Raw genomic sequence first — 19206 nt, 5'->3', positions numbered from 1 at the left:
GGCCAATTTCCACCAGCCGTTCACCGTTGCCGCCGCTACCGTATTCGCGGGTAAACCCGCTCCTACACGGATCGGGGGTGCAGCCACATCAATGGTTCGACACAGGCATCGGTGGCCCGAAAGGGCCAGGCCTGCCGGCCAATTTCCACCAGCCGCCCACCGTTGCCCCCGTCCCCGTATTCGCGGTAACACACATCGATGGCTCGGCACAGCCCGTCGTAGGAGCGGGTTCACCCGCGAAAGGGCCGGGCCTGCCGGCCAATTTCCACCAGCCGTTCACCGTTGCCGCCGCTACCGTATTCGCGGGTAAACCCGCTCCTACACACGCATCGGGGGTGCAGGCACATCAGGGGTTCGACACAGGCATCGGTGGTGGGCCCACATCGGTGGTTCGGCGCAGGCCCCTGCTGGACAACCGCAGGTTAATTACCCGCGGATCTCCGCCACCACCGCTGCCAACGCTTGCGCAGGGTCTGCGGCCTGGCTGATCGGCCGGCCGATCACCAGGTAATCCGAACCGGCATCCAGTGCCTGACGCGGGGTGAGGATACGGCGCTGGTCATCCTGCGCGCTGCCCGCTGGGCGAATGCCCGGGGTCACCAATTGCAGCGACGGGTGCGCCGCCTTCAGTGCCGGGGCCTCGAGCGCCGAGCACACCAAACCGTCCATCCCCGCTTTTTCCGCCAGTGCCGCCAAACGCAGCACCTGCTCTTGGGGGTCGACATCCAGGCCAATGCCGGCCAGGTCTTCACGCTCCATACTGGTCAGCACGGTCACGCCAATCAGCAACGGCTGCGGGCCGCTGCGCTTGGCCAGTTCTTCACGGCAGGCGGCCATCATGCGCAGGCCACCGGAGCAATGCACGTTGACCATCCACACGCCCATCTCGGCGGCGGCCTTTACCGCCATGGCGGTAGTGTTGGGAATGTCGTGGAACTTGAGGTCCAGGAACACTTCAAAGCCCTTGTCACACAGGGTTTCGACAATGCCCGAAGCGCTGCTGGTGAACAGCTCCTTGCCAACCTTCACCCGGCACAGCGCAGGGTCAAGCTGGTCAGCCAGCTTCAGGGCGGCCTCACGGGTAGGGAAATCCAGGGCGACGATCAGGGGCGTCTGGCAGGCGGACATGGGCAGGGTCTCTTGGCAAGTCGAAATCGGCGCGCATTGTAAACGAAGTGACGCAGGCTTGGGGGCCCGCAGGTCACGGAATTGGCCCAGCACGGCCTGGCACCTATAATTGAACCAACGGAACGGGCAATTGCTCAAAATTCATGTAACCGTTGCCCACGGCCCGATCTAAGGAGAACGACAATGCCCTGGTATGCCTGGCTGATACTCATCATAGCCCTCGGCTCGATTGTCGGCGGGTTGATGCTGCTGCGCGACACGGCCAAGAAACTGCCGCTGACCGAAGAGCAACTGCGCAAGGTACATGAGCGCAATGCCGAAGCGGATGCCAAGGACGCAGAAGACCGTTAAAACACCCAGCCCTTCAGGCGCTGCGCCTGTGGAAGCCCCCATTCCCGGCACATAAAGGCCGGGCCAGGGCATCACCCCGGCCCCTGCCCGCTTACTCCACCATCACCTTGTCCCGGTTGCGCTCCAGCAACGCGTTGCCTATCCCCTTTATCTCCAGCAGCTCATCCACCGAAGCAAACGGCCCATTGGCCTCGCGGTAGGCCACGATAGCCTCCGCCTTGGCCTTGCCAATGCCATTCAGCTCCTTTTGCAGGGTGAGTGCATCCGCCGTATTCAAGTCCAGCCTCGGCGCCTGCTGTGCCTGAGCCTGGGCCACCACCGGCACCGGTTCGGCCACTGCCATGGTGCTGGCCGGGGCGGCGCTCAGGGAGAACGACATACTGGCGAACAGCGGCAGCAGCAGGTACGACAGAACGTTATTGCGCATGGTCAACACTCCTTGGGTTGGTCATTTTCCAGCAACCGCTTTCCTTCGGCTGCGCAACCAACCCTAGCGGGTAACCCGGCCGCACAATACCCAACCCCCCCGGCGAATGGTTACCGAATCGGTCAGCAAAACGCTCAACCTCGCCCACCCAGCAACCGTGGCCGTTTACGCCCCGCTCGGCCCGGCCCTGAATGCACAAGGCCCTGGTCCTGTGCCTGTAGCCGAATCCCCGTTTGTCCGATAGCCGCTGCCCACCCATGCCAGGCCATTGTCCTACAACGCCCGCCGAACAAGGCTCGCCCGGTAAACCGCCCTCCCCCAGTCGGTAAGCCCCCCCCGGCAAACTGGCACGCCATTGCCCGCCTGCTAGATTTCTTGAGCAATGGAAACCGGCCTGCTTCAAGGACCCGAGAAAGAGGATCACTGCCGTGCCCCTCAAGACCCTGACTGTTTTCGGTACCCGCCCAGAAGCCATCAAGATGGCCCCGCTAGCCCTGCAACTGGCGCAGGACAGCCGCTTCGAAGCCCGCGTGTGCGTCACCGGCCAGCACCGGCAAATGCTCGACCAGGTGCTGGAGCTGTTCGGCATCAGCCCCGATTACGACTTGAACATCATGAAAGCCGGCCAGGACCTGACCGGTGTGACCACCGCCATCTTGCAAGGCATCCGACCGGTGCTGGCCGCGTTCAAGCCCGACGTGGTGCTGGTGCATGGCGACACCGCCACCACCTTTGCCACCAGCCTGGCGGCTTACTACCAGCAAATCCCCATTGCCCATGTAGAGGCCGGCCTGCGCACCAACAACCTGTATTCACCCTGGCCCGAAGAAGGCAACCGGCGCCTGACCGGGGCCCTTGCCGCGCTGCACTTTGCGCCCACCCCCACCTCGCGCGACAACCTGTTGCGCGAAGGCACCGATCCGGCGCACATTTTCACCACCGGCAATACCGTGATCGACGCCTTGCTGGAGGTGGAGCAAAAGCTGCAAAACCCCGCGCTCAAGGCCCGTTTCGCCAGCCAGTTCAGCTACCTGGCAGCCGAACGCCGGCTGTTGCTGGTCACCGGCCACCGGCGCGAAAACTTTGGTGGCGGCTTCGAGCGCATCTGCCAGGCCCTGGTGCAGACTGCGCGGCAATTCCCCGAGTTGGACGTGGTATACCCGGTGCACCTCAACCCCAACGTGCGCGAGCCGGTCAACCGGCTGTTGGCGGATGTGAGCAACATCCACCTTGTCGAACCGCTGGATTACCTGCCGTTCGTGTACCTGATGACCCGCGCCCACGTGATTCTGACCGACTCGGGTGGCATTCAGGAGGAAGCACCGGCCTTGGGCAAACCAGTGCTGGTGATGCGCGACACAACCGAGCGGCCAGAAGCCGTAGCGGCAGGTACGGTGAAGCTGGTGGGCACCGAAGTGGCATCGATTGTGCGGGCTTTGCGTACCTTGCTGACCGATGAGGCGGCGTATCGCGAAATGAGCTTCGCCCATAACCCTTATGGCGATGGCAAAGCCTGCGCGCGCATACGCGAAGCCCTGGCCACCTGGAACAGCCCCCACCGCTCAATGTAGGAGCGGGTTCACCCGCGAATACGATAGCCGCAGCCCCGCTGCCCCCCCAGTAAAAACTGGCCAGCAGCCCCACCCCGACCTGAACCCACCCCCGCTCGGCGTAGGAGCGGGTTCACCCGCGAATACGGTAGCCGCAGCCCCGCTGAATACCCAGTAAAAACTGGCCAGCAGCCCCACCCCGACCTGAACCCATCCCCGCCCGGCGTAGGAGCGGGTTCACCCGCGAATACGGTAGCCGCAGCACCGCTGAACACCCAGTAAAAACTGGCCAGCAGCCCCCCTTCCGCGTGTAAACCCACCCCAACAACGGTCAACAATCACGGCGAAGAGATTTGCCTTGGGATGCACATTCCGCACGTCAGACTTTCCTGAAACCCTGCCCCACCCCTTCAGCTCGGACAACCAAGCGAACTATCCTACGCACCAGTCAGAAGCAGCTGAATTGTCGGGGAAATGCCTCAGGGATAACGTCACCGGGTCGCCATGTTGGTGACCGGGTGTGAGAACCCGTTGCGCACTGCTGCTCTACTGTTCAATGGCAGCCATTCGCGGGCAAGCTTCGGCTTGGCCGGTTTCAGTGCATCGGTTTCTCACCCCGCGCAATGGCTGCCACCTTTGTCCGTGAGAAAGATCGAGGTGGTGGGTTCTGTCAACGCACTGGAGTCTCACCATGAAAAACCACAACCAATCCCCCCTCCTCACCGCAGGCATCGAAACCTTCCTCGAAGCCGGCAACCCCACCCTGAACCTGCTCCGCGTCCAACCCGGCGTCCCCATCGATGACGCCTATGAACACGTCTCGGTCCTGCTGGGCTATTGCAAGCACTTGGTACGCGAAGGCGATATGGAAGACGACCACAAGATGCTGGGCGCAGCGGATTACCTGCTGGCCACCGCAAAAGCCCTGATGAACGACATCGAGATTGCGAAGAACAGGCATCCCTGAAGGGTATGACGCGAGACCAGGCGAGGCTATGCCTCGCTTGCAGTCAGATGGAATGGGCAATATCAGGCAAGACCTGCCGAGGGCAGGCCACTGAGCTGAACAAACCCACACTGTGGGAGCGGGCGTGCCCGCGAACACCGGCACAGCCGGTGCCATCCCCAACAATCCCGCAAAGAATCAGAGCCCCCTTCCAGCCCCGCCCCTCAAATCAACGTGCGCGGATAAACACTGATAAACGCCGAAATGGCAATCGCATCCCCATCATCCACCTTCACCCGCGGGCTCTGCCCCGAGCGTTTGATATCCGAAGCAAAATCAGCGGCCTTGAACGCCTGCTCAAGCTCGTCACTGCCGACCCCGCCATAAACGACCACCTGGGTACCGGTATTGTGCTTCTGCAGGGGCAACTGCTTGATCTGAACCTGCACACCCGCCTTGGTCAGCGCAACGGCAATTTCCTTGGCAAAGCGCACAGCCTCCTTGTCGTCTTTGTGAATATTCAGCAGCACCACCGGTGCCAGCGTCTTAGCCTTCAGCTCGCCCGCCAATGCCTTGAATGCGTCATGCGCCTGCGGCGTCAGCGTTCTGGGCTTGAGGCTGGCTTCCAGCTTCAACCGCTCGGCCCTCTCGCGCTCCAGTTCGGCCCTGAGCGCGTCGTTCTGCTCAATGAGTTGCTCGATCTCCAGCCTGGCCTGCACGTCCGACTCGTGGACGACAGTAACCCCTTGCGCCCCCCGCGAAACGGGCACGTCGGCATGCTGGTTTTTTACATCCGAGGTCATATGGGCAATGATCATCGCACTGGCGGCGATCAGCGCAGCGATTACCGCAGTGGCAGAGGCTATGGCATGGATAAGGCTGGCTGCGTCTGCTGAAATATCAGGCATAAACAACTTCTTGAAGTTAGGGATGTTCATCGTTTCACGGTCAGGCAGGCGTGCCGGGCAGATGCCACGGTACGGGTATAAGTCAAGCCAGAAGGCTAGCGAGGCCTGGCAGAGTGCCATAATTTTGCGGATTTTGCTGCTAACACATAGGGTTCGCGGCCAGTGTCGCAGCTCTGCTTGCGCTTGGCATTATGCGTTCTGAAGCTACCTTCGACTCCCGAAGGGCACCCCGCCCCTCAACCATCGCTGCAAAATCCGCCGGTCGGGCGCGCATTTCAGTCAAAAATTTTACAGTCAGCGACTGACCATCGCACGACCATGCTTTGCACTGCATAGTGTGAACCCATTCACTTCTAAAACTGTCCATCCAGCGTAAGCTGTGAGCAATATCGGTAACAAAAATCTGCTGGCCCCCTTCCAAAGACGATATCAATGTGCCACCATCACTCTAAGCCATTTGTCTCGAATGCGGCTAAAGGATTAGAACTTTCGGTTGCATTTGCAGCGTCTTGCTTGACGCTTACGCCCTCTCGCGCTTACTCTTCCGCCCCTTAGAACAGGGAAGTGTCCGGAAGATCCGTCTGAAATCGCCTCAGGGCGAGCCTTTCCTGAAGATGAATTCCGGCGTGCCTAGGCGCGCTGCATTGCTTTGCGGTCGCCATCTTGAAAGCTCGTTCGTCTCTGCAGATTCAGAAATCGGTCATCTTCGCTCTCGTGCTTCGCGAGGCACGGTCTCGTGTTGGTGATAGTCGCCTGGGAGCCTTATGGCTGCTGCTCGAACCAGTATGCCACCTGCTTATCTTCTCCATCCTGTTTGCAATGCTCCGCGCCCGCACGGTTGCGGACGTCGAGTATCCTGTATTCGTTTTAGTTGGTATGGCTCCGTTTTTGCTTTACCGAAATACAGCATTGCGCTTGATGGATAGTCTGCGCGAAAATCGTTCGCTCTTTGGATACAAACAAATCAAACCGCTTGACACATACGTAGCGCGAGTGATTGTTGAAACATGCATTAGTGCAACTGTCTACGCCATTCTGGTTTTTGGCTTTGCATGGTTCGGCTTTAACATGTCCGTACACAGCCCTCTAGAGTGGATAACGACACTCGCCCTAGGTCTCTTCTTCGCGTTTGGCTTGGGCATGTTTTTCGCGATGATCACACATGCACTACCAAGCATTAAAATTATTATCAGAATGGCATTTTTCCCGCTGTACTTCATCTCAGGCGTGTTAATTCCACCGGCCTACCTACCACCAGCGATGATGCCAGCACTTTTACTAAACCCTTTTCTGCACCTGCTGGAGCTTATTCGCGCCGAGGTTCTGCCGAATTACGTCCCGGTTGACGGCGTTTCCGAAGCTTATGTTGTCACAGTCACTGTAGTACTAATGTTCCTGTCGCTCGGCGCCTATCGCGCTCGCAGGATGCACCTCATTTCCACCAAGAACGGTTGAGTACGGGTCAAACGTGTTCGAGCTTAGAAACGTAACCAAGTCTTACCTGACACCCAATGGGCGCAGATACGTATTTCGTAATCTTTCGCTGGCCATTCCACCAGGAAAAAACATTGGCCTGATCGGCCGAAATGGGGCAGGCAAGTCAACATTAATGCGCCTGCTCGGCGGGGCTGATGTACCAGACTCTGGAAGTATTGTGACCGACAGAAGTATTTCTTGGCCAGTCGGCCTGACTGGTGGATTTCAAGGCAGCATGACCGGTCGCGACAATATAAAGTTTGTGTGTCGAATTTATGGCGCCGAGGGCGAGTCAATGCGTGAAAAAATCCGCTTTGTACAAGAATTCGCAGAGATCGGCGACTGGATCGACGAGCCAATCAAAACGTATTCATCCGGCATGCGCTCCAGAGTGGCATTCGGGCTCAGCATGGCCTTCGACTTTGACTATTATTTGATCGACGAAGTTATGTCGGTTGGTGACGCACAGTTCAAACGAAAATGCGCTGAAGTTTTCGAAGATAGATTAAAAAAATCTAACGTCGTCCTAGTCTCGCACTCTATGCCGGAAATCAAGAAACTATGCGATATCGTGCTATTGGTTCGCGGCGGAGGAATCCACGTTTACGACGATATTGATGAAGGCATCCAAGCCTATAACAGCTGACCAACCCTTAACTTTGCAACACCGCTACATATCAAGGATGCATCCAACTATGAGCAGTTCGGGCAACAAGAAAGGCTGGGGACTGGCGATCGCCATGGTAGTCCTGCCCATGGTCCTAGCGGCCGTTTATTACAGCGTTTTCGCTGTAGACCGCTACGTGAGCACCGCCCAAGTGGTAGTGCGCCAGGATGGCAACAACCAAGGTGCTCAGGTTCCTGGCTTAGCCACCCTGCTTACCGGCACTAATCCCGCCTCGCGAGAAGAAACTCTATATTTGCGCGAGTACATCACCTCTATGGACATGATGTTACTCCTAGAGCAAGAAGTTCAATGGATTGAAGCCTACGCAACTCAGAAGAGCGATATATTTTTCTGGCTTGACAACGATGCTCCTCGCGAGGATCTGCTAAAGTACTACCAACGCTTAGTATCTGCGCACTATGACGAAACCACTGGATTGCTCCGGGTTGAAGTTCAGGCCTTCACCCCAGAGCTCTCGGAGAAAATGTTGCGCACTATTCTCCAGGCAAGCGAACACTTTGTAAACGAAGTAAGCCACAACATTGCTCGCGAACAAATGAAGTTCGCACAAGGCGAGTTGGAAACTGCTCGATTAAATTACACGAAACGAAAAACCCAACTCCTTAACTTCCAGAATGATAACAAGGTTCTCGACGGAGGCAACACTGCCCAAAATCGTGCAACCATTATCGCTGAGTTGGAGAGCCAGTACACGAAAGAGCAAGCAGTGCTCACAGAAATGACCTTCAAGCTTCGTGGTGACGCTCCTCAGGTGCGGCAGCAGAAGCAAAAAGTAGAAGCGATTACCCAGCAGCTAGCTAAAGAGAAGCGCCTGCTTGTCTCTTCCCCGAAAGGCTCGCAGTTGAACGTAGTTGCATCTCGCTTTCAACAACTGACGCTAGACGCCGGGATTGCAGAAGAGACATACAAAAGTGCAGTAGCTGCGCTGGACAACGCCCGGATCGAAGCAAGTAAAAAAATACGGACACTCGTCACTGTGGTGAGCCCAAACACCCCTCAACTGGCACTGTATCCCGAGCGCTTGTACAACTTGGCAACCATATTGCTCGGACTATTGATGCTATACGGTATTACCCGCTTCATCCTGGCTTCAATCGAGGATCATCGTGATTAAATTTCAGCCTGTGTCCAAGATATTTAACCTGAAACTGGCGGCACTGGCCTTGGCGACCGTTGGTCTTGCCGGTTGCGGCGGTACCATATCAGGGGCCGGCCCATACAAAGGTGAAATCGAAAGCAAGAATGAGGCGTACAATCTCGTCGACATTAATGCAAATACGATTGCCCCTTATATGCGCGGTGTTGAGCCTCCTCCTCTGGCAACAGTGAGCAAACCTGTTTCACCAGAGGTACGCCTAATGCCCGGAGACACTCTGAACGTATTGATTGCCGATACGGCTCCGGAGGGATCCGCCCTGTTTGCTCCTCTCGCGAGCGGTGGAACCCAGTTGAAATCGCGGATTGACACTCAAGGTATGCTCTCCTTGCCATATGTAGGCCGGCAGTTCGTCGGAGGGATGACGCTTAACCAAGTTGAGGACATGATTCGCCGCCAACTGAAAGGCATAACTACAGATGTCCAGACACATGTAGAACTTGTTGGTGACCTATCTGGCTCTGTATTGGTGGCAGGCGCAGTAAAAAGCCCAGGACGTTTCAGCACCCTGCAGGGTCCGTTGACTTTGCTAGATGCTATCAACCAAGCTGGCGGCCCCGTGATCGAACCACACCTGGTTAACGTCACTGTGCGTACCGGAAGCCAAGTGCAGCAGTTCAACTACGAAGACGTGCTCTCTGGCAACAACATGGTTTTGCGACCTAATTCTGAAGTAGTGCTCGACAGAGCTCGTCAGCGTTTCGTAGCCATGGGAGCTGTCACTGAACCTGGACTGAAGGATTTGCCCAGCCAACATACAAGCTTGCTTGATGCACTGGGAAGTGTTGGTGGTCTACGAGAAGCCAATGCAAACCCTGAGGGCGTTTTCGTCTTCCGCATGGCAAGCGGTGTAAGCAAGCCAACTGTCTTGAGGTTGAACATGCGCGATCCGGCCGCCATTTTCTATGCCCGCCAGGTTATGATCAAGCCGGACGATACGATCTACGTAACAAACGCTGCAGTTTATGAGTGGCAAAAAGTTATTTCGCCTATAGTTCAGACGATGATTCTTGGCCGCACCGTTGGTGCATACCAGTAATAATTTATGATACTTCCGGCAGCCCAGCTGCCGGTTTTTAAGTTTGCTGACCCGCTCCAGGAAGGGATGCATGGACCCCACGATGAATGGAATCTACATACTAGTTGACCCGTTCAACCGAAAAGACAGTGGCGTCACCACATACACCCGCTATGCATCCGAGCAGCTAGCAATCCTTGGATTGACAGTGAAGGTCATCAAAAAGGGATTGGAAGAGACTCTCGAGGCTTTTCGCCTTCGTGTGCGCGATGAAGTAGAGCGAATTCCAAACATCTTGTGTGTCGAGGCACCTGAATCCCTTAGCAGCACGCGCTTTGTTGCTAATAATATTCCGCTACACATCAGACTTCATTGCTCTAGAAGTTTGGGCGCAGTTGTACAAGGCTTACCGTTTAGCAAAGAGGAAGTCCATTTCGAGAAAATCGAAATTGAACGATCGAATTTCTTGAGCTCTCCCTCTTGGGCTTCATTTATTGCCAGCAAAGAGCTATTTGGATTCAAGAAGACTCCAAACGTTTTCCCAAATCCAGCCGCCTCTAATGCAAACCCACAGTTAGCACAAAGGAAATATGACGTTACGTTCGTTGGGCGCTATCAAAAGCTCAAAGGAACTTCAACTCTGGAGCAACTTGCTAGCAATCTTCCCGACCTAAAGTTCGCCATCGTATGTCCGCCAATCAATGAGGCTCCAGCAGCCAGCAATATGGCTTTTTTAGATGGCACCTCTATGGGTAAGGATGAAATTTACGCGCTCTCAAACGTTGTAATCATTCCAAGCCTGTTCGAAACATCGTCAATGGTCGCGATCGAGGCGCTAACACGCGGGTGTCACGTAGTACTTTGGCAACACCTTGGGGTGGTCGAGTACTTTTCCAACTTGGCAGAGCTTATCTCAGTCAAGCCAGGTGACATTCAAAAGTTTTCGGAAAGCATATCGAAAACTTACAAGTTGCCGAAGTCAATTGAGAACTTTGGCCTTACCGCTCAAATAAACCTAGCGTTCAGAAATGGTCTCACGGAGACACTCAAAGGGGGAAAGAAGGTTTCTCTGACCACCAGGCCCGAAAAGCGCATTGAAAAACATCTAAAAACCCTGGTCAAAAGCCAACTAAAAAATATCATGAAGAAAAAACAGTCCCCCTTTGTTAAAAAAACAAAGAAGCTATTCCTGCATCCTATTGATTTTTTTCGCGACTCAACAGAGGCGAAATACATTAGAAGAAAGCTTCAAGAGCGCCGACTGAAGCGATTGGCGACCCTAAAGATTGAGTTCAAAGATCACCCAATAATCGCAGAGAAACCTGCGGCTCCCGTTACCGTCATAGTGAAATCCCCTACAGTGAAAGCCATAGTGGACAACGCCCAACCGAAGCAAAAAAAGGCAATTTTGGAAAATTACATCACTTCAATTAGCGATGAAGGTCGTATTGAGTTCAAAGTACGCCCCGCCAAACCCAAGGGATATGGGACAGCTTTTCTTCACCAAAGCGATGTCCACCCCGAGCTGGTTCTATCCATTCTCGATAAGCTGAACACATATGATGATTTCAAGTATGTGAGTACGGAGAGGATGCAGCTGGGTGCCTTTGACATCTCAAAAGATCAGTCACCGCTTTCCATCATCAACAGAATTGATGCAAAAAACAAAGGCCACCTGGCAGAAATCAATTTTTTGATTGTGCTAAACGCCCCCGCCAACCTGTGCTACGCCCTGAGATACTCAGGAACCGACCAGAGAGTCATTCTCATCAAAACTGAGGAAGACTTGGTAGTTGATCCTGAGGCAGTGGATGTTGTTATAACTCTCTTCCCAGAGGAAGAGGCCACTAACCTGAGCCGTTTAATCACTATCGAGTCGATTGACGACATCCCGGTAGCTATTCGACGAGCACTGCAGGAAGGCTTCCCTCGTAAGAAAGACATGCTACTCCCAGTCCTTATGAGCGAAGAAGCGGAATTCGATAGATCTGAATTTTTCAATTTTGATCATCGCTATTACCAGGGCGTAATGAAAATTCGCCCAGTTGATCATACTGGATCAACCAATATGATCGAGATTTATGAAGATCTTGCAAAGTCGACCGTTGGCTTTGCATTACTGGAATCGGTTTATATGAGGTATCGCTCACAATGTGAGGCCGTAGAACAAGGTGGTTCGCCTCTCAACCTCATTAAAGCCTGCTTGAAAGATGGAGTGATGATTGATGTCCAAGAAGTATAAGATAGTTCATATCTCTCAGACTCCGCTGGTGGCTGCACCCGCGAAGGTCGCTCTCGCCCAGCGTCTGATTGGTCATGACTCCATCGCCATCGCGTTGAACGACTACCCCAACAACGGCCCACTCTTTCAAAAATTTATTGAAGATTACATTGTTGAAACCGAGTTCACCAAGCCGTTGATTGATGCGGCTATTCGCGAAGCGGACATTATTCAAATTCACAATGATCTCCCCCCCGCTTGGGCTGAGCGTCTGATTCACGCCAACCAAGCGGCAAAATACTTTTACCAAGTCCATTCTCCCCTGAGAGAAGGGCCGCTTTATGTGCCACGCCAGAATGATATCAACCTACCATTCCTGGCCAATTTTGTAGTGGGACAATTCCAACCTAGGATCCATAACAACCATATTTTTGTCCCAAACATTATTCACGACACGCCGATGGCGAGCATCAGGCAAAAAGGTGAGAAGCTTCGAGTTATCTTCAGCCCAACTCACTTAAGGCCAGGCCGCTGGAACAACAAGTATGTGGCAGAGCTTGAAACAGCGATGAACTCGCTTGTTAGCCTCGGCAAGATCGAAGCGGTGGTACCTGACAAACCTGTTTCTCCAAAAGTTTTGATGGCTGTACGAAAGACGTGCCACGTTTCTATTGATGAGATTGCCACTGGCGGATTCCACCAGGTATCGGTTGAGGGTCTAGCCGCTGGCAACGTCACAATTAACAGGGCGGACTACTTCTGTAAGGCAGTATTTTCGACATTCGCCGACGGCAACAAGCCTCCATTCCTCTACGCCACAGGCGAGTCGATCGCTGAGACGCTTCATGAATTAGCGAATGACTGGAAGAAGACCGCTGAACTTCAAGAAGCAAGCCTGGACTACTTCAAGTCCTACTTGACCCCAGAAAAAATGGCTAGGGTGTTCGATAACGCTTATGAAAATTTTTAAATCTATTTCGTCCCTGAAGAATCGCGAGAAGGGCAAACGTGCCTTTATCTTGGCAAATGGTCCCTCTATTCTTTCAGAAGACCTTTCGCTTCTGAAAGGAGAAGTGACCATTGGCATGAATGCCTCCACCATGCTGGAAGAGCAGCATGGTTTCACCACTGACTATTACGTGCTCTCGGACAAGCGTTTTTTAACGCACCCGGAGAAGAGCCATTTCGGCACTACCGACCTCGACCCCAAGACGATTCGAATCCTTCGCGAAGAGCTTCGTGAAGTTGATGACAGAGCACTTCCGAACAAGAGCTACTACGTACCAGCACTCCAAAGAGATGGTTTCTCGAGAGATATTCGCGCCGGCTATTTCTTTGGCTGCACAACGACTATGCTTGCCATTCAGTTCGCGTACTATCTCGGGATCAAAGATATTTATCTACTCGGCTGCGACCTCAAGTATTCGGCTGAGTCACCCCGCTTTTACAAAGAAAGCAACCCGCAACTGGAAGATAGCTTCACCAGCATTCAGATCTGGAATATTGCAAACGCCAACACCATCATGAACAAAGAGGGGAAACGCATAGTCAACTGCAGCAAAGCGTCCTTCTTGCGCCCCTATCTAGATTACGAGGAATTCTCTTCACTGTTCGGGAAACGGGTGGTAGCTGCATGAAGTTCATGGAGAATAAGAACGAAGCTGCGCTGGCGCTAAGAAGGCTATACCAACTTAAAGCCAATACAAAAATCGACCAGGCTCAACTTGAATCTTTAATGGAGAAAACTTCATACTTTGGATTCGTCGACATTGAGATTGATGACATCTTATTCTCCATGTTCAGCAACAATGATGACTTCGTTGCTCGCACTTATTTTTGGCATGGGAAAAATGCGTACGAGTCCACAAGCCTTAGACTTTGGACAACGCTCGCCAAGTCGTCGTCACATGTCATCGACATTGGCTCCTACACTGGCGTCTACTCCCTAGCTGCAGCAAAAAGCAACCCTAAGTCTAAAGTTTTTGCTATAGAGGCTTTAGACAGGGTTTACTCTCGCTTGCTAGCGAATAAGCGTGCCAACGGGGCATCCAACCTCAAGTGCTTCAATATAGCAATCACGGATGGCAGTCCAGAAGTAGAGCTATTTATTTACTCTGGTGAAGACATTCTCGTTTCTGGCTCGACTACAGTTTCAGAAGTAACTGATCGCTCACCAGTGGAAAGCCGGATTGTCCGGGCAACCAGCCTTGATAAATTTGTGCAGGATCAAAACATCCCCAGAATCGAGCTCCTGAAAATTGATGCGGAGGGTGCTGAGCACCTCATCCTTAGCAGCGCGCAGAACATTATCGAAGCATCCAAGCCTGATATCATATGCGAGCTACTACCCACATCTCTAACTGAAACTATTCATGCCTCACTGAAGCCATATGGCTACAGATACTATAGAATATCAGAATCATCTCTAATTCTGACTGAAACCCAGACTCCTCCAGCGTCGATCGAGCCACCAGACTTCAATATTCTGATGAGCACTATGAGCGCATCGGAATTAGAGCAGGCACTCCCATTTTTGACCTTCGAACACCTAGATTAACGGGCAACCCTAAACATGATCCAGATTTCCCAACATATCAAATGCTCTAACGATAGCCCATTTGTCCTCTTCGGAGGCATCAATGTATTGGAGTCCGAAGACCTCGCCCTGACTGCTTGCGCTGAATATGTACGTGTCACAGAAAAGCTTGGCATTCCATATGTTTTCAAAGCCAGTTTTGACAAAGCCAACCGGTCCTCCATCCACTCCTATCGCGGACCAGGCATGGAAGAAGGCCTGCGAATTTTCGAGAAGGTAAAATCTGAGTTCGGCGTACCTATCATTACTGACGTTCACGAGATTTATCAAGCTGCCCCTGTTGCTGAAGTTGTAGATATCCTTCAGCTCCCAGCGTTCTTGGCTCGTCAGACCGACTTGGTCCTCGCTTTGGCCAAGACAGGGAAGCCGGTGAACATCAAGAAGCCTCAGTTCTTGAGCCCGTCACAGATGCAGAACATCGTGCATAAGTTCAAAGAAGCGGGCAACGATCAGTTAATTCTTTGCGATCGTGGCTCGTGCATGGGCTACGACAACTTGGTAGTCGACATGCTCGGGTTCGGTGTGATGAAGCGCACCTGTGACAATCTGCCAATCATTTTTGACGTCACCCATGCACTCCAGAACCGCGACCCGTCTGGTGCCGCATCGGGTGGTCGCCGCGACCAAGTAGTAGATCTTGCACGTGCGGGTATGGGCGTCGGTCTTGCGGGACTTTTCCTTGAGGCACATCCCAACCCAGACCAAGCCAAATGTGACGGACCAAGCGCCCTGCCGCTAGATAAGCTGGAACCATTCCTGATGCAAATTAAAGCACTTGATGATCTGGTTAAATCATTCCCACCGCTGCAAATCTCGTAAGCAGATCTTAGGTAGCAAGGATTGTGAACATGCCAAGCTCTGAACAACGGGTCGCGATCGTTATCCCAGCCCGATTCGGCTCAACACGCTTGCCAGGTAAACCGCTGGCCGACATTGCAGGAAAGCCAATGGTGCAGCACGTTTACGAGCGTGCTCTTCAGGTTTCTAACGCAAATGATGTAGTCATCGCCACCGACGATGAACGTGTTGCAGAAGCGGTACGCGCATTCGGCGGAAAATACGTTATGACTTCACCGAATCACCCTTCTGGCACTGATCGACTAGCAGAAGTTATGCGTGAGATTGATGCAGACATCTACATTAATCTCCAGGGGGATGAGCCGCTAGTACGTCCGACTGATATTGAGTCGCTAGCCGCAGGCATGCTTGCCGACGCTGGAGTGAGCGTTGGAACGCTTTGTCACCCGATCGACGAACAGGAAGCTAAAAACCCTAACACCGTGAAGGTTGTGCTTGCCACTAACGGTAACGCATTGTATTTCAGTCGCTCGCCAATCCCTTACCCTCGAGACAAAGAAGCGACTTCTTATTTGAAGCACGTTGGTGTCTATGCGTATAGGCGCGATGTAGTTGCGCAATATTCTACACTACCCCAACCAATGATGGAGCATGCTGAAAAGCTAGAGCAACTTCGTCTTATGGCTGCTGGATATTGCATTCGAGCCTATATAGTCGAGCCGACAGGACCTGGGGTAGATACGCCAGAGTGCTTAGAGCATGTCAGAGCTCTCATCACCGGTCAACAACCCACTATCAAGCCGACTCTCAAAGATATCCGCCTAGTCATCACGGACGTTGATGGTGTTCTAACTGATGGCGGCATCTACTATGATGCTACAGGAGAATGCATTAAACGCTTCCATGTGCGTGACGGACTGGGAATGCGCATGCTAGAAGAGAACGGTGTACGAGTTGCAGTGCTGTCGGGTCGTGACTCAGCGACCTTACGCAAACGCGTGTCTGACTTAGGTATCAGTCTGTGCCAATTTGGGGTTAAAGATAAGCACAGTGCCTGCGTGCAATTGATGGATGAAGCAGGTGCTACATCTGCGCAAACAGCATGCATTGGTGATGACAGTATTGACCTACCAGCCTTCTCAGCTTGCGGCATTTCTTTCGCTGTAGCGGACGCTCCTATTTACGTGAAAGCAGCAGCAACTCAAACGCTGCTAGCCAGCGGCGGAACAGGGGCGTTCCGTGAGGTTGCTGACGCTATTCTATGCGCCCAAGATAAAGAAAGTGTTCTCAGTACGGCACTAGGATATGCCAAGGTAATGAGCACGATGGCTCAGTAATAAGGCCGCATGAGGGAGAGTAATTTTACTTTCCCCATGCTCTCAAGGGAGGCCAATAGCAGAATTGGCCTAGCTTATAGAACGCCCTTTAGCCCAGAAATCAATAATATCGAATAGACGGTATTTATTAATAGTTGTCTCGCTATGCCCACCGCCGGTGAACTCTCGACTGTAGCAAATTTTCAAATCCGTAAGCGATCCAATGAGCTTGTTAACAGCCGCCACATCTGCAGGATAATCGCCATGCTCAATGTGTATCTTTGGCTTAACTTCAAAACGATAAACAAAGTCATTTAAATCAACCCAAGTATCTCCAATCGCCCGAATTTGCCTCTCCCAGTTTTGCAAGGAGTGACGACGGGTACTTGCATAATCGACTTGAGGATTTATGGAGACCACACCTGCAACACCAAGCGTAAACCCAAAATAAAGCGCAGCATACCCACCCATGGAAGAGCCAACCATATATGCATCAGACGCCTTAAGCCCGCGCGACTCTAGCTGCTCGTTAATAAACTTAATATGCCTAATATACATAGAGGACGTACTATCCCCCAGGTAATAATGCTGCGAGTCGTCCTTGAAAATTATATATAGATCTTCGCACCCTTCCGCATGGCGCTCAAAAAACCATGACCAACGCTCATACTTACCGGGATTCATGCTCGAAAACGAAATGACTGCTCGCTTGGGATTAGCCCCAGACATCACCAAAGCTTCAACACCATTCCGCTGAATTTCATATTTCAAAATATCAGCTTTAGATTCCGCCTGCTTGATATTCGTGTTATTTGGTGACTCAACGGCGCTCATCATGTCTCATCTCTATACAGATCAACTTAAAACTGCATTATTGAAAGCGGATCTCAGCATCCTTAATGCACCCACCGCTTCACGCCAGTCGAATATAGATCATTATTCAAGGGTGGAAAAGCAGGGAGTGAGAAATGAGCGCGGAGGTAGGCCGAAAAAGCCAGCATTTCCGGGGGGGGGGGGGAGGAGAAATGCCAAAGCAGCGCACCGAAGCGTACGCTGCCAAGACACACAAAACCGCCTACGAGGTCTAGGAGCGATCAGTCAAAAATTTCAACAACCCCCACAACAGCACCTTCAGCGTCAGTCACAGCCAACGCCCGAATCTTGTTGTCCAGCATGTAGGCCTCAGCTTCAGAAAGCTGAGAATCCTCGCGAATAGTGTGTGGGCTGGCAGTCATGAACTGCTCAACCGAGGCTTGAATAACGCTCTCGTCTTCCAGCAGCGCCCGACGCAGGTCGCCGTCAGTAACGATACCGACCAGCTTGTCGTTATCCATCACCACCGTCATGCCCAAGCGGCTACGAGTCATGACCAGCAAGCAATCATGGAAGCTGGTAGATGGAGAAACAACAGGCGCAGGCGAGTGCATGACGTCACAAACACGGGTCAGCAGCTTGCGACCCAGGCTGCCACCGGGGTGGTAGCGAGCGAAGTCCATTGGTTTGAACTGGATAGCCTCAATCAGCGCCACTGCCAGTGCATCACCCATGGCCATAGTCGCCAGCGTCGAAGTGGTGGGGGCCAGATTGTTCGGGCAAACTTCACGCTCGACCGAAATGTCGAGCCAGATGTCTGCATGCTTGGCTAGCGTAGATTTGCCGTTGCCAGTCATGGCGATGATCTTGTTACCGAAAGACTTCAGGCTAGGAATCAGCTTGATCAGCTCTTCGGTTTCGCCGCTGTAGCTGATCAGGATCAGCACATCGATTGGCTTGAGCATGCCCAGGTCGCCATGGAAGGCTTCGGCCGGGTGCAGGAAAAAGCTGGGGGTGCCAGTGGATGCGAAGGTGGCGACCATCTTCTGGCCGATCAGGCCAGACTTACCCATGCCGCACACCACGGTACGCCCCTGGCAACCAAGGATCAGTTCAACGGCGCTCTGGAACTCGCCATCCAGGCGGTCGGCCAACTGAGTAACGGCTTGAGCTTGAGCGATAAGGGCTTCTTTGGCGATGCTGAGGTGATTCATTTTCGTCCCTGACGACAGCGAATGTATACGAAGGCGCGAATGTTAAGGTTTTTACCGCTGGAAGCATAGTGCGGAAGCACCAGTCTCAGAGCAATCTGACTGGCGGCGACGCTAGCAGAACAGAGAACTAAGCGCCGAATTTCAGCCCATGATGTCATTGAGGCATCAAATTTAATCCATCTCTTCACATCCCAGCCTCTGCAGACTTTTACACCCGGCAACCAGTTAACTAACTTCGTAGGTGTGCCTTTACAAGGTGCCAACTCGGACTGATTGCGCGGGAACGCCATAGCCATTGGATTCGTTTGACGCAAGTCATTAAGTGATTAGACGCGGAAACCGCAACTCTCGGACCATCAGTGAAGGCTTGTTGTCTATGCAGTCGCTGGACCAGTTCGGCGCGCTACCCGATAAATACTGGTGGAGCGATTCCCGCGCAACGACACCAAAAAAGCGGGAAGCATCGCTTGGCCTAGCACAAACCCCGACGCCAGCGGCAACCCTTGAACCACAAGGCGTTCAGCCCTCACCCACCTTCCAAATCAATATCTTGTTGTAACTTTTCGTTGTACACAGGCCGCTCATACAGCAGCATACCCC

At 53.0% G+C, this 19206-nt stretch carries 18 protein-coding genes; 13 read left to right on the top strand and 5 right to left on the bottom strand.

All coding sequences use genetic code 11. The features are described from left to right. Positions 1 to 426: 426 nt before the first annotated feature. Positions 427 to 1128 (bottom strand): orotidine-5'-phosphate decarboxylase, encoded by a 702-nt coding sequence (pyrF, locus tag ACYCCG_RS16695; protein WP_010952851.1) that lies wholly within the window; start codon positions 1126 to 1128, stop codon positions 427 to 429. 183 nt (positions 1129 to 1311) lie between these two features. Between pyrF and ACYCCG_RS16690 the strand changes: the two genes are divergently transcribed. Next, entirely contained in the window at positions 1312 to 1479 is a 168-nt protein-coding gene (locus tag ACYCCG_RS16690) for a DUF2897 family protein (RefSeq protein ID WP_209964273.1), read from the top strand. Between the two features lie 91 nt (positions 1480 to 1570). Here ACYCCG_RS16690 and ACYCCG_RS16685 read toward each other — a convergent pair whose 3' ends face one another. After that, positions 1571 to 1906 carry a ComEA family DNA-binding protein gene (locus tag ACYCCG_RS16685; protein ID WP_209964270.1) on the bottom strand — a complete coding sequence of 112 codons (336 nt, stop codon included), beginning with the start codon at positions 1904 to 1906 and terminating at the stop codon, positions 1571 to 1573. A 428-nt stretch (positions 1907 to 2334) separates the two neighbouring features. Between ACYCCG_RS16685 and wecB the strand changes: the two genes are divergently transcribed. Together wecB and ACYCCG_RS16675 are read left to right on the top strand one after the other, a co-directional pair. Beyond that, the gene (gene wecB / locus ACYCCG_RS16680) at positions 2335 to 3477 is read left to right on the top strand and encodes a non-hydrolyzing UDP-N-acetylglucosamine 2-epimerase (RefSeq protein ID WP_459671200.1); all 1143 of its coding nucleotides are present in this window, start codon (positions 2335 to 2337) and stop codon (positions 3475 to 3477) included. Between the two features lie 670 nt (positions 3478 to 4147). Further along, positions 4148 to 4423 (top strand): DUF3077 domain-containing protein, encoded by a 276-nt coding sequence (locus ACYCCG_RS16675; RefSeq protein WP_176685649.1) that lies wholly within the window; start codon positions 4148 to 4150, stop codon positions 4421 to 4423. Between the two features lie 203 nt (positions 4424 to 4626). Here ACYCCG_RS16675 and ACYCCG_RS16670 read toward each other — a convergent pair whose 3' ends face one another. Further along, on the bottom strand, positions 4627 to 5430 hold the full coding sequence (locus ACYCCG_RS16670) for a hypothetical protein (RefSeq protein ID WP_339444528.1): 804 nt from the start codon (positions 5428 to 5430) through the stop codon (positions 4627 to 4629). Positions 5431 to 5973: 543 nt separating this feature from the next. Here ACYCCG_RS16670 and ACYCCG_RS16665 point away from each other — a divergent pair. The 10 genes from ACYCCG_RS16665 to kdsB all read left to right on the top strand — a co-directional run bounded on the left by ACYCCG_RS16665 (position 5974) and on the right by kdsB (position 16600). Further along, positions 5974 to 6765, top strand: a complete 792-nt coding sequence (locus ACYCCG_RS16665; RefSeq protein ID WP_076403582.1) for an ABC transporter permease — start codon at positions 5974 to 5976, stop codon at positions 6763 to 6765. Between the two features lie 13 nt (positions 6766 to 6778). Further along, complete coding sequence (locus ACYCCG_RS16660) at positions 6779 to 7432, top strand: ABC transporter ATP-binding protein (protein WP_392460468.1); 654 nt, start codon at positions 6779 to 6781, stop codon at positions 7430 to 7432. A 49-nt stretch (positions 7433 to 7481) separates the two neighbouring features. Continuing rightward, the gene (locus ACYCCG_RS16655) at positions 7482 to 8588 is read left to right on the top strand and encodes an ABC transporter permease (protein WP_392460469.1); all 1107 of its coding nucleotides are present in this window, start codon (positions 7482 to 7484) and stop codon (positions 8586 to 8588) included. Next, the gene (locus tag ACYCCG_RS16650; RefSeq protein ID WP_392460470.1) at positions 8581 to 9669 is read left to right on the top strand and encodes a polysaccharide biosynthesis/export family protein; all 1089 of its coding nucleotides are present in this window, start codon (positions 8581 to 8583) and stop codon (positions 9667 to 9669) included. The genes ACYCCG_RS16655 and ACYCCG_RS16650 overlap by 8 nt, the downstream gene beginning before the upstream one ends. 70 nt (positions 9670 to 9739) lie before the next feature. Beyond that, positions 9740 to 11890, top strand: a complete 2151-nt coding sequence (locus ACYCCG_RS16645; RefSeq protein ID WP_459671194.1) for a glycosyltransferase — start codon at positions 9740 to 9742, stop codon at positions 11888 to 11890. After that, positions 11874 to 12839, top strand: a complete 966-nt coding sequence (locus ACYCCG_RS16640; RefSeq protein ID WP_392460472.1) for a hypothetical protein — start codon at positions 11874 to 11876, stop codon at positions 12837 to 12839. Before ACYCCG_RS16645 ends, ACYCCG_RS16640 begins: the two co-directional genes overlap by 17 nt. Continuing rightward, positions 12826 to 13506 carry a 6-hydroxymethylpterin diphosphokinase MptE-like protein gene (locus ACYCCG_RS16635; RefSeq protein WP_070384200.1) on the top strand — a complete coding sequence of 227 codons (681 nt, stop codon included), beginning with the start codon at positions 12826 to 12828 and terminating at the stop codon, positions 13504 to 13506. Before ACYCCG_RS16640 ends, ACYCCG_RS16635 begins: the two co-directional genes overlap by 14 nt. Further along, a complete protein-coding gene (locus ACYCCG_RS16630; RefSeq protein WP_459671192.1) occupies positions 13503 to 14426 on the top strand; it encodes an FkbM family methyltransferase in 924 nt (307 codons plus the stop codon). The genes ACYCCG_RS16635 and ACYCCG_RS16630 overlap by 4 nt, the downstream gene beginning before the upstream one ends. Before the next feature lie 15 nt (positions 14427 to 14441). After that, positions 14442 to 15284, top strand: a complete 843-nt coding sequence (gene kdsA / locus ACYCCG_RS16625) for a 3-deoxy-8-phosphooctulonate synthase (RefSeq protein WP_070384202.1) — start codon at positions 14442 to 14444, stop codon at positions 15282 to 15284. A 29-nt stretch (positions 15285 to 15313) separates the two neighbouring features. Beyond that, entirely contained in the window at positions 15314 to 16600 is a 1287-nt protein-coding gene (gene kdsB, locus ACYCCG_RS16620; protein WP_392460474.1) for a 3-deoxy-manno-octulosonate cytidylyltransferase, read from the top strand. A gap of 69 nt (positions 16601 to 16669) precedes the next feature. Here the strand turns inward: kdsB and ACYCCG_RS16615 are convergent, their stop codons facing one another. After that, positions 16670 to 17416 (bottom strand): YqiA/YcfP family alpha/beta fold hydrolase, encoded by a 747-nt coding sequence (locus ACYCCG_RS16615; RefSeq protein WP_459671189.1) that lies wholly within the window; start codon positions 17414 to 17416, stop codon positions 16670 to 16672. Between the two features lie 257 nt (positions 17417 to 17673). After that, entirely contained in the window at positions 17674 to 18606 is a 933-nt protein-coding gene (locus ACYCCG_RS16610) for a KpsF/GutQ family sugar-phosphate isomerase (RefSeq protein ID WP_098089219.1), read from the bottom strand. Positions 18607 to 19206: the final 600 nt, after the last annotated feature.

It is taken from the genome of Pseudomonas sp. VEM90, from assembly GCF_054611535.1.
Note: the sequence above shows the minus strand (reverse complement) of the source record. Positions and strands in the feature narration are given on the sequence as shown.

What these genes read in the sequence shown, in the direction of transcription:
- pyrF (WP_010952851.1), bottom strand. Translation starts at nt 1,128, where the DNA reads ATGTCCGCCTGCCAGACGCCCCTGATCGTCGCCCTGGATTTCCCTACC.
- ACYCCG_RS16690 (WP_209964273.1), top strand. Translation starts at nt 1,312, where the DNA reads ATGCCCTGGTATGCCTGGCTGATACTCATCATAGCCCTCGGCTCGATT.
- ACYCCG_RS16685 (WP_209964270.1), bottom strand. Translation starts at nt 1,906, where the DNA reads ATGCGCAATAACGTTCTGTCGTACCTGCTGCTGCCGCTGTTCGCCAGT.
- ACYCCG_RS16675 (WP_176685649.1), top strand. Translation starts at nt 4,148, where the DNA reads ATGAAAAACCACAACCAATCCCCCCTCCTCACCGCAGGCATCGAAACC.
- ACYCCG_RS16670 (WP_339444528.1), bottom strand. Translation starts at nt 5,430, where the DNA reads ATGGCACTCTGCCAGGCCTCGCTAGCCTTCTGGCTTGACTTATACCCG.
- ACYCCG_RS16655 (WP_392460469.1), top strand. Translation starts at nt 7,482, where the DNA reads ATGAGCAGTTCGGGCAACAAGAAAGGCTGGGGACTGGCGATCGCCATG.
- ACYCCG_RS16645 (WP_459671194.1), top strand. Translation starts at nt 9,740, where the DNA reads ATGGACCCCACGATGAATGGAATCTACATACTAGTTGACCCGTTCAAC.
- ACYCCG_RS16640 (WP_392460472.1), top strand. Translation starts at nt 11,874, where the DNA reads ATGTCCAAGAAGTATAAGATAGTTCATATCTCTCAGACTCCGCTGGTG.
- ACYCCG_RS16635 (WP_070384200.1), top strand. Translation starts at nt 12,826, where the DNA reads ATGAAAATTTTTAAATCTATTTCGTCCCTGAAGAATCGCGAGAAGGGC.
- ACYCCG_RS16630 (WP_459671192.1), top strand. Translation starts at nt 13,503, where the DNA reads ATGAAGTTCATGGAGAATAAGAACGAAGCTGCGCTGGCGCTAAGAAGG.
- kdsA (WP_070384202.1), top strand. Translation starts at nt 14,442, where the DNA reads ATGATCCAGATTTCCCAACATATCAAATGCTCTAACGATAGCCCATTT.
- kdsB (WP_392460474.1), top strand. Translation starts at nt 15,314, where the DNA reads ATGCCAAGCTCTGAACAACGGGTCGCGATCGTTATCCCAGCCCGATTC.
- ACYCCG_RS16615 (WP_459671189.1), bottom strand. Translation starts at nt 17,416, where the DNA reads ATGATGAGCGCCGTTGAGTCACCAAATAACACGAATATCAAGCAGGCG.
- ACYCCG_RS16610 (WP_098089219.1), bottom strand. Translation starts at nt 18,606, where the DNA reads ATGAATCACCTCAGCATCGCCAAAGAAGCCCTTATCGCTCAAGCTCAA.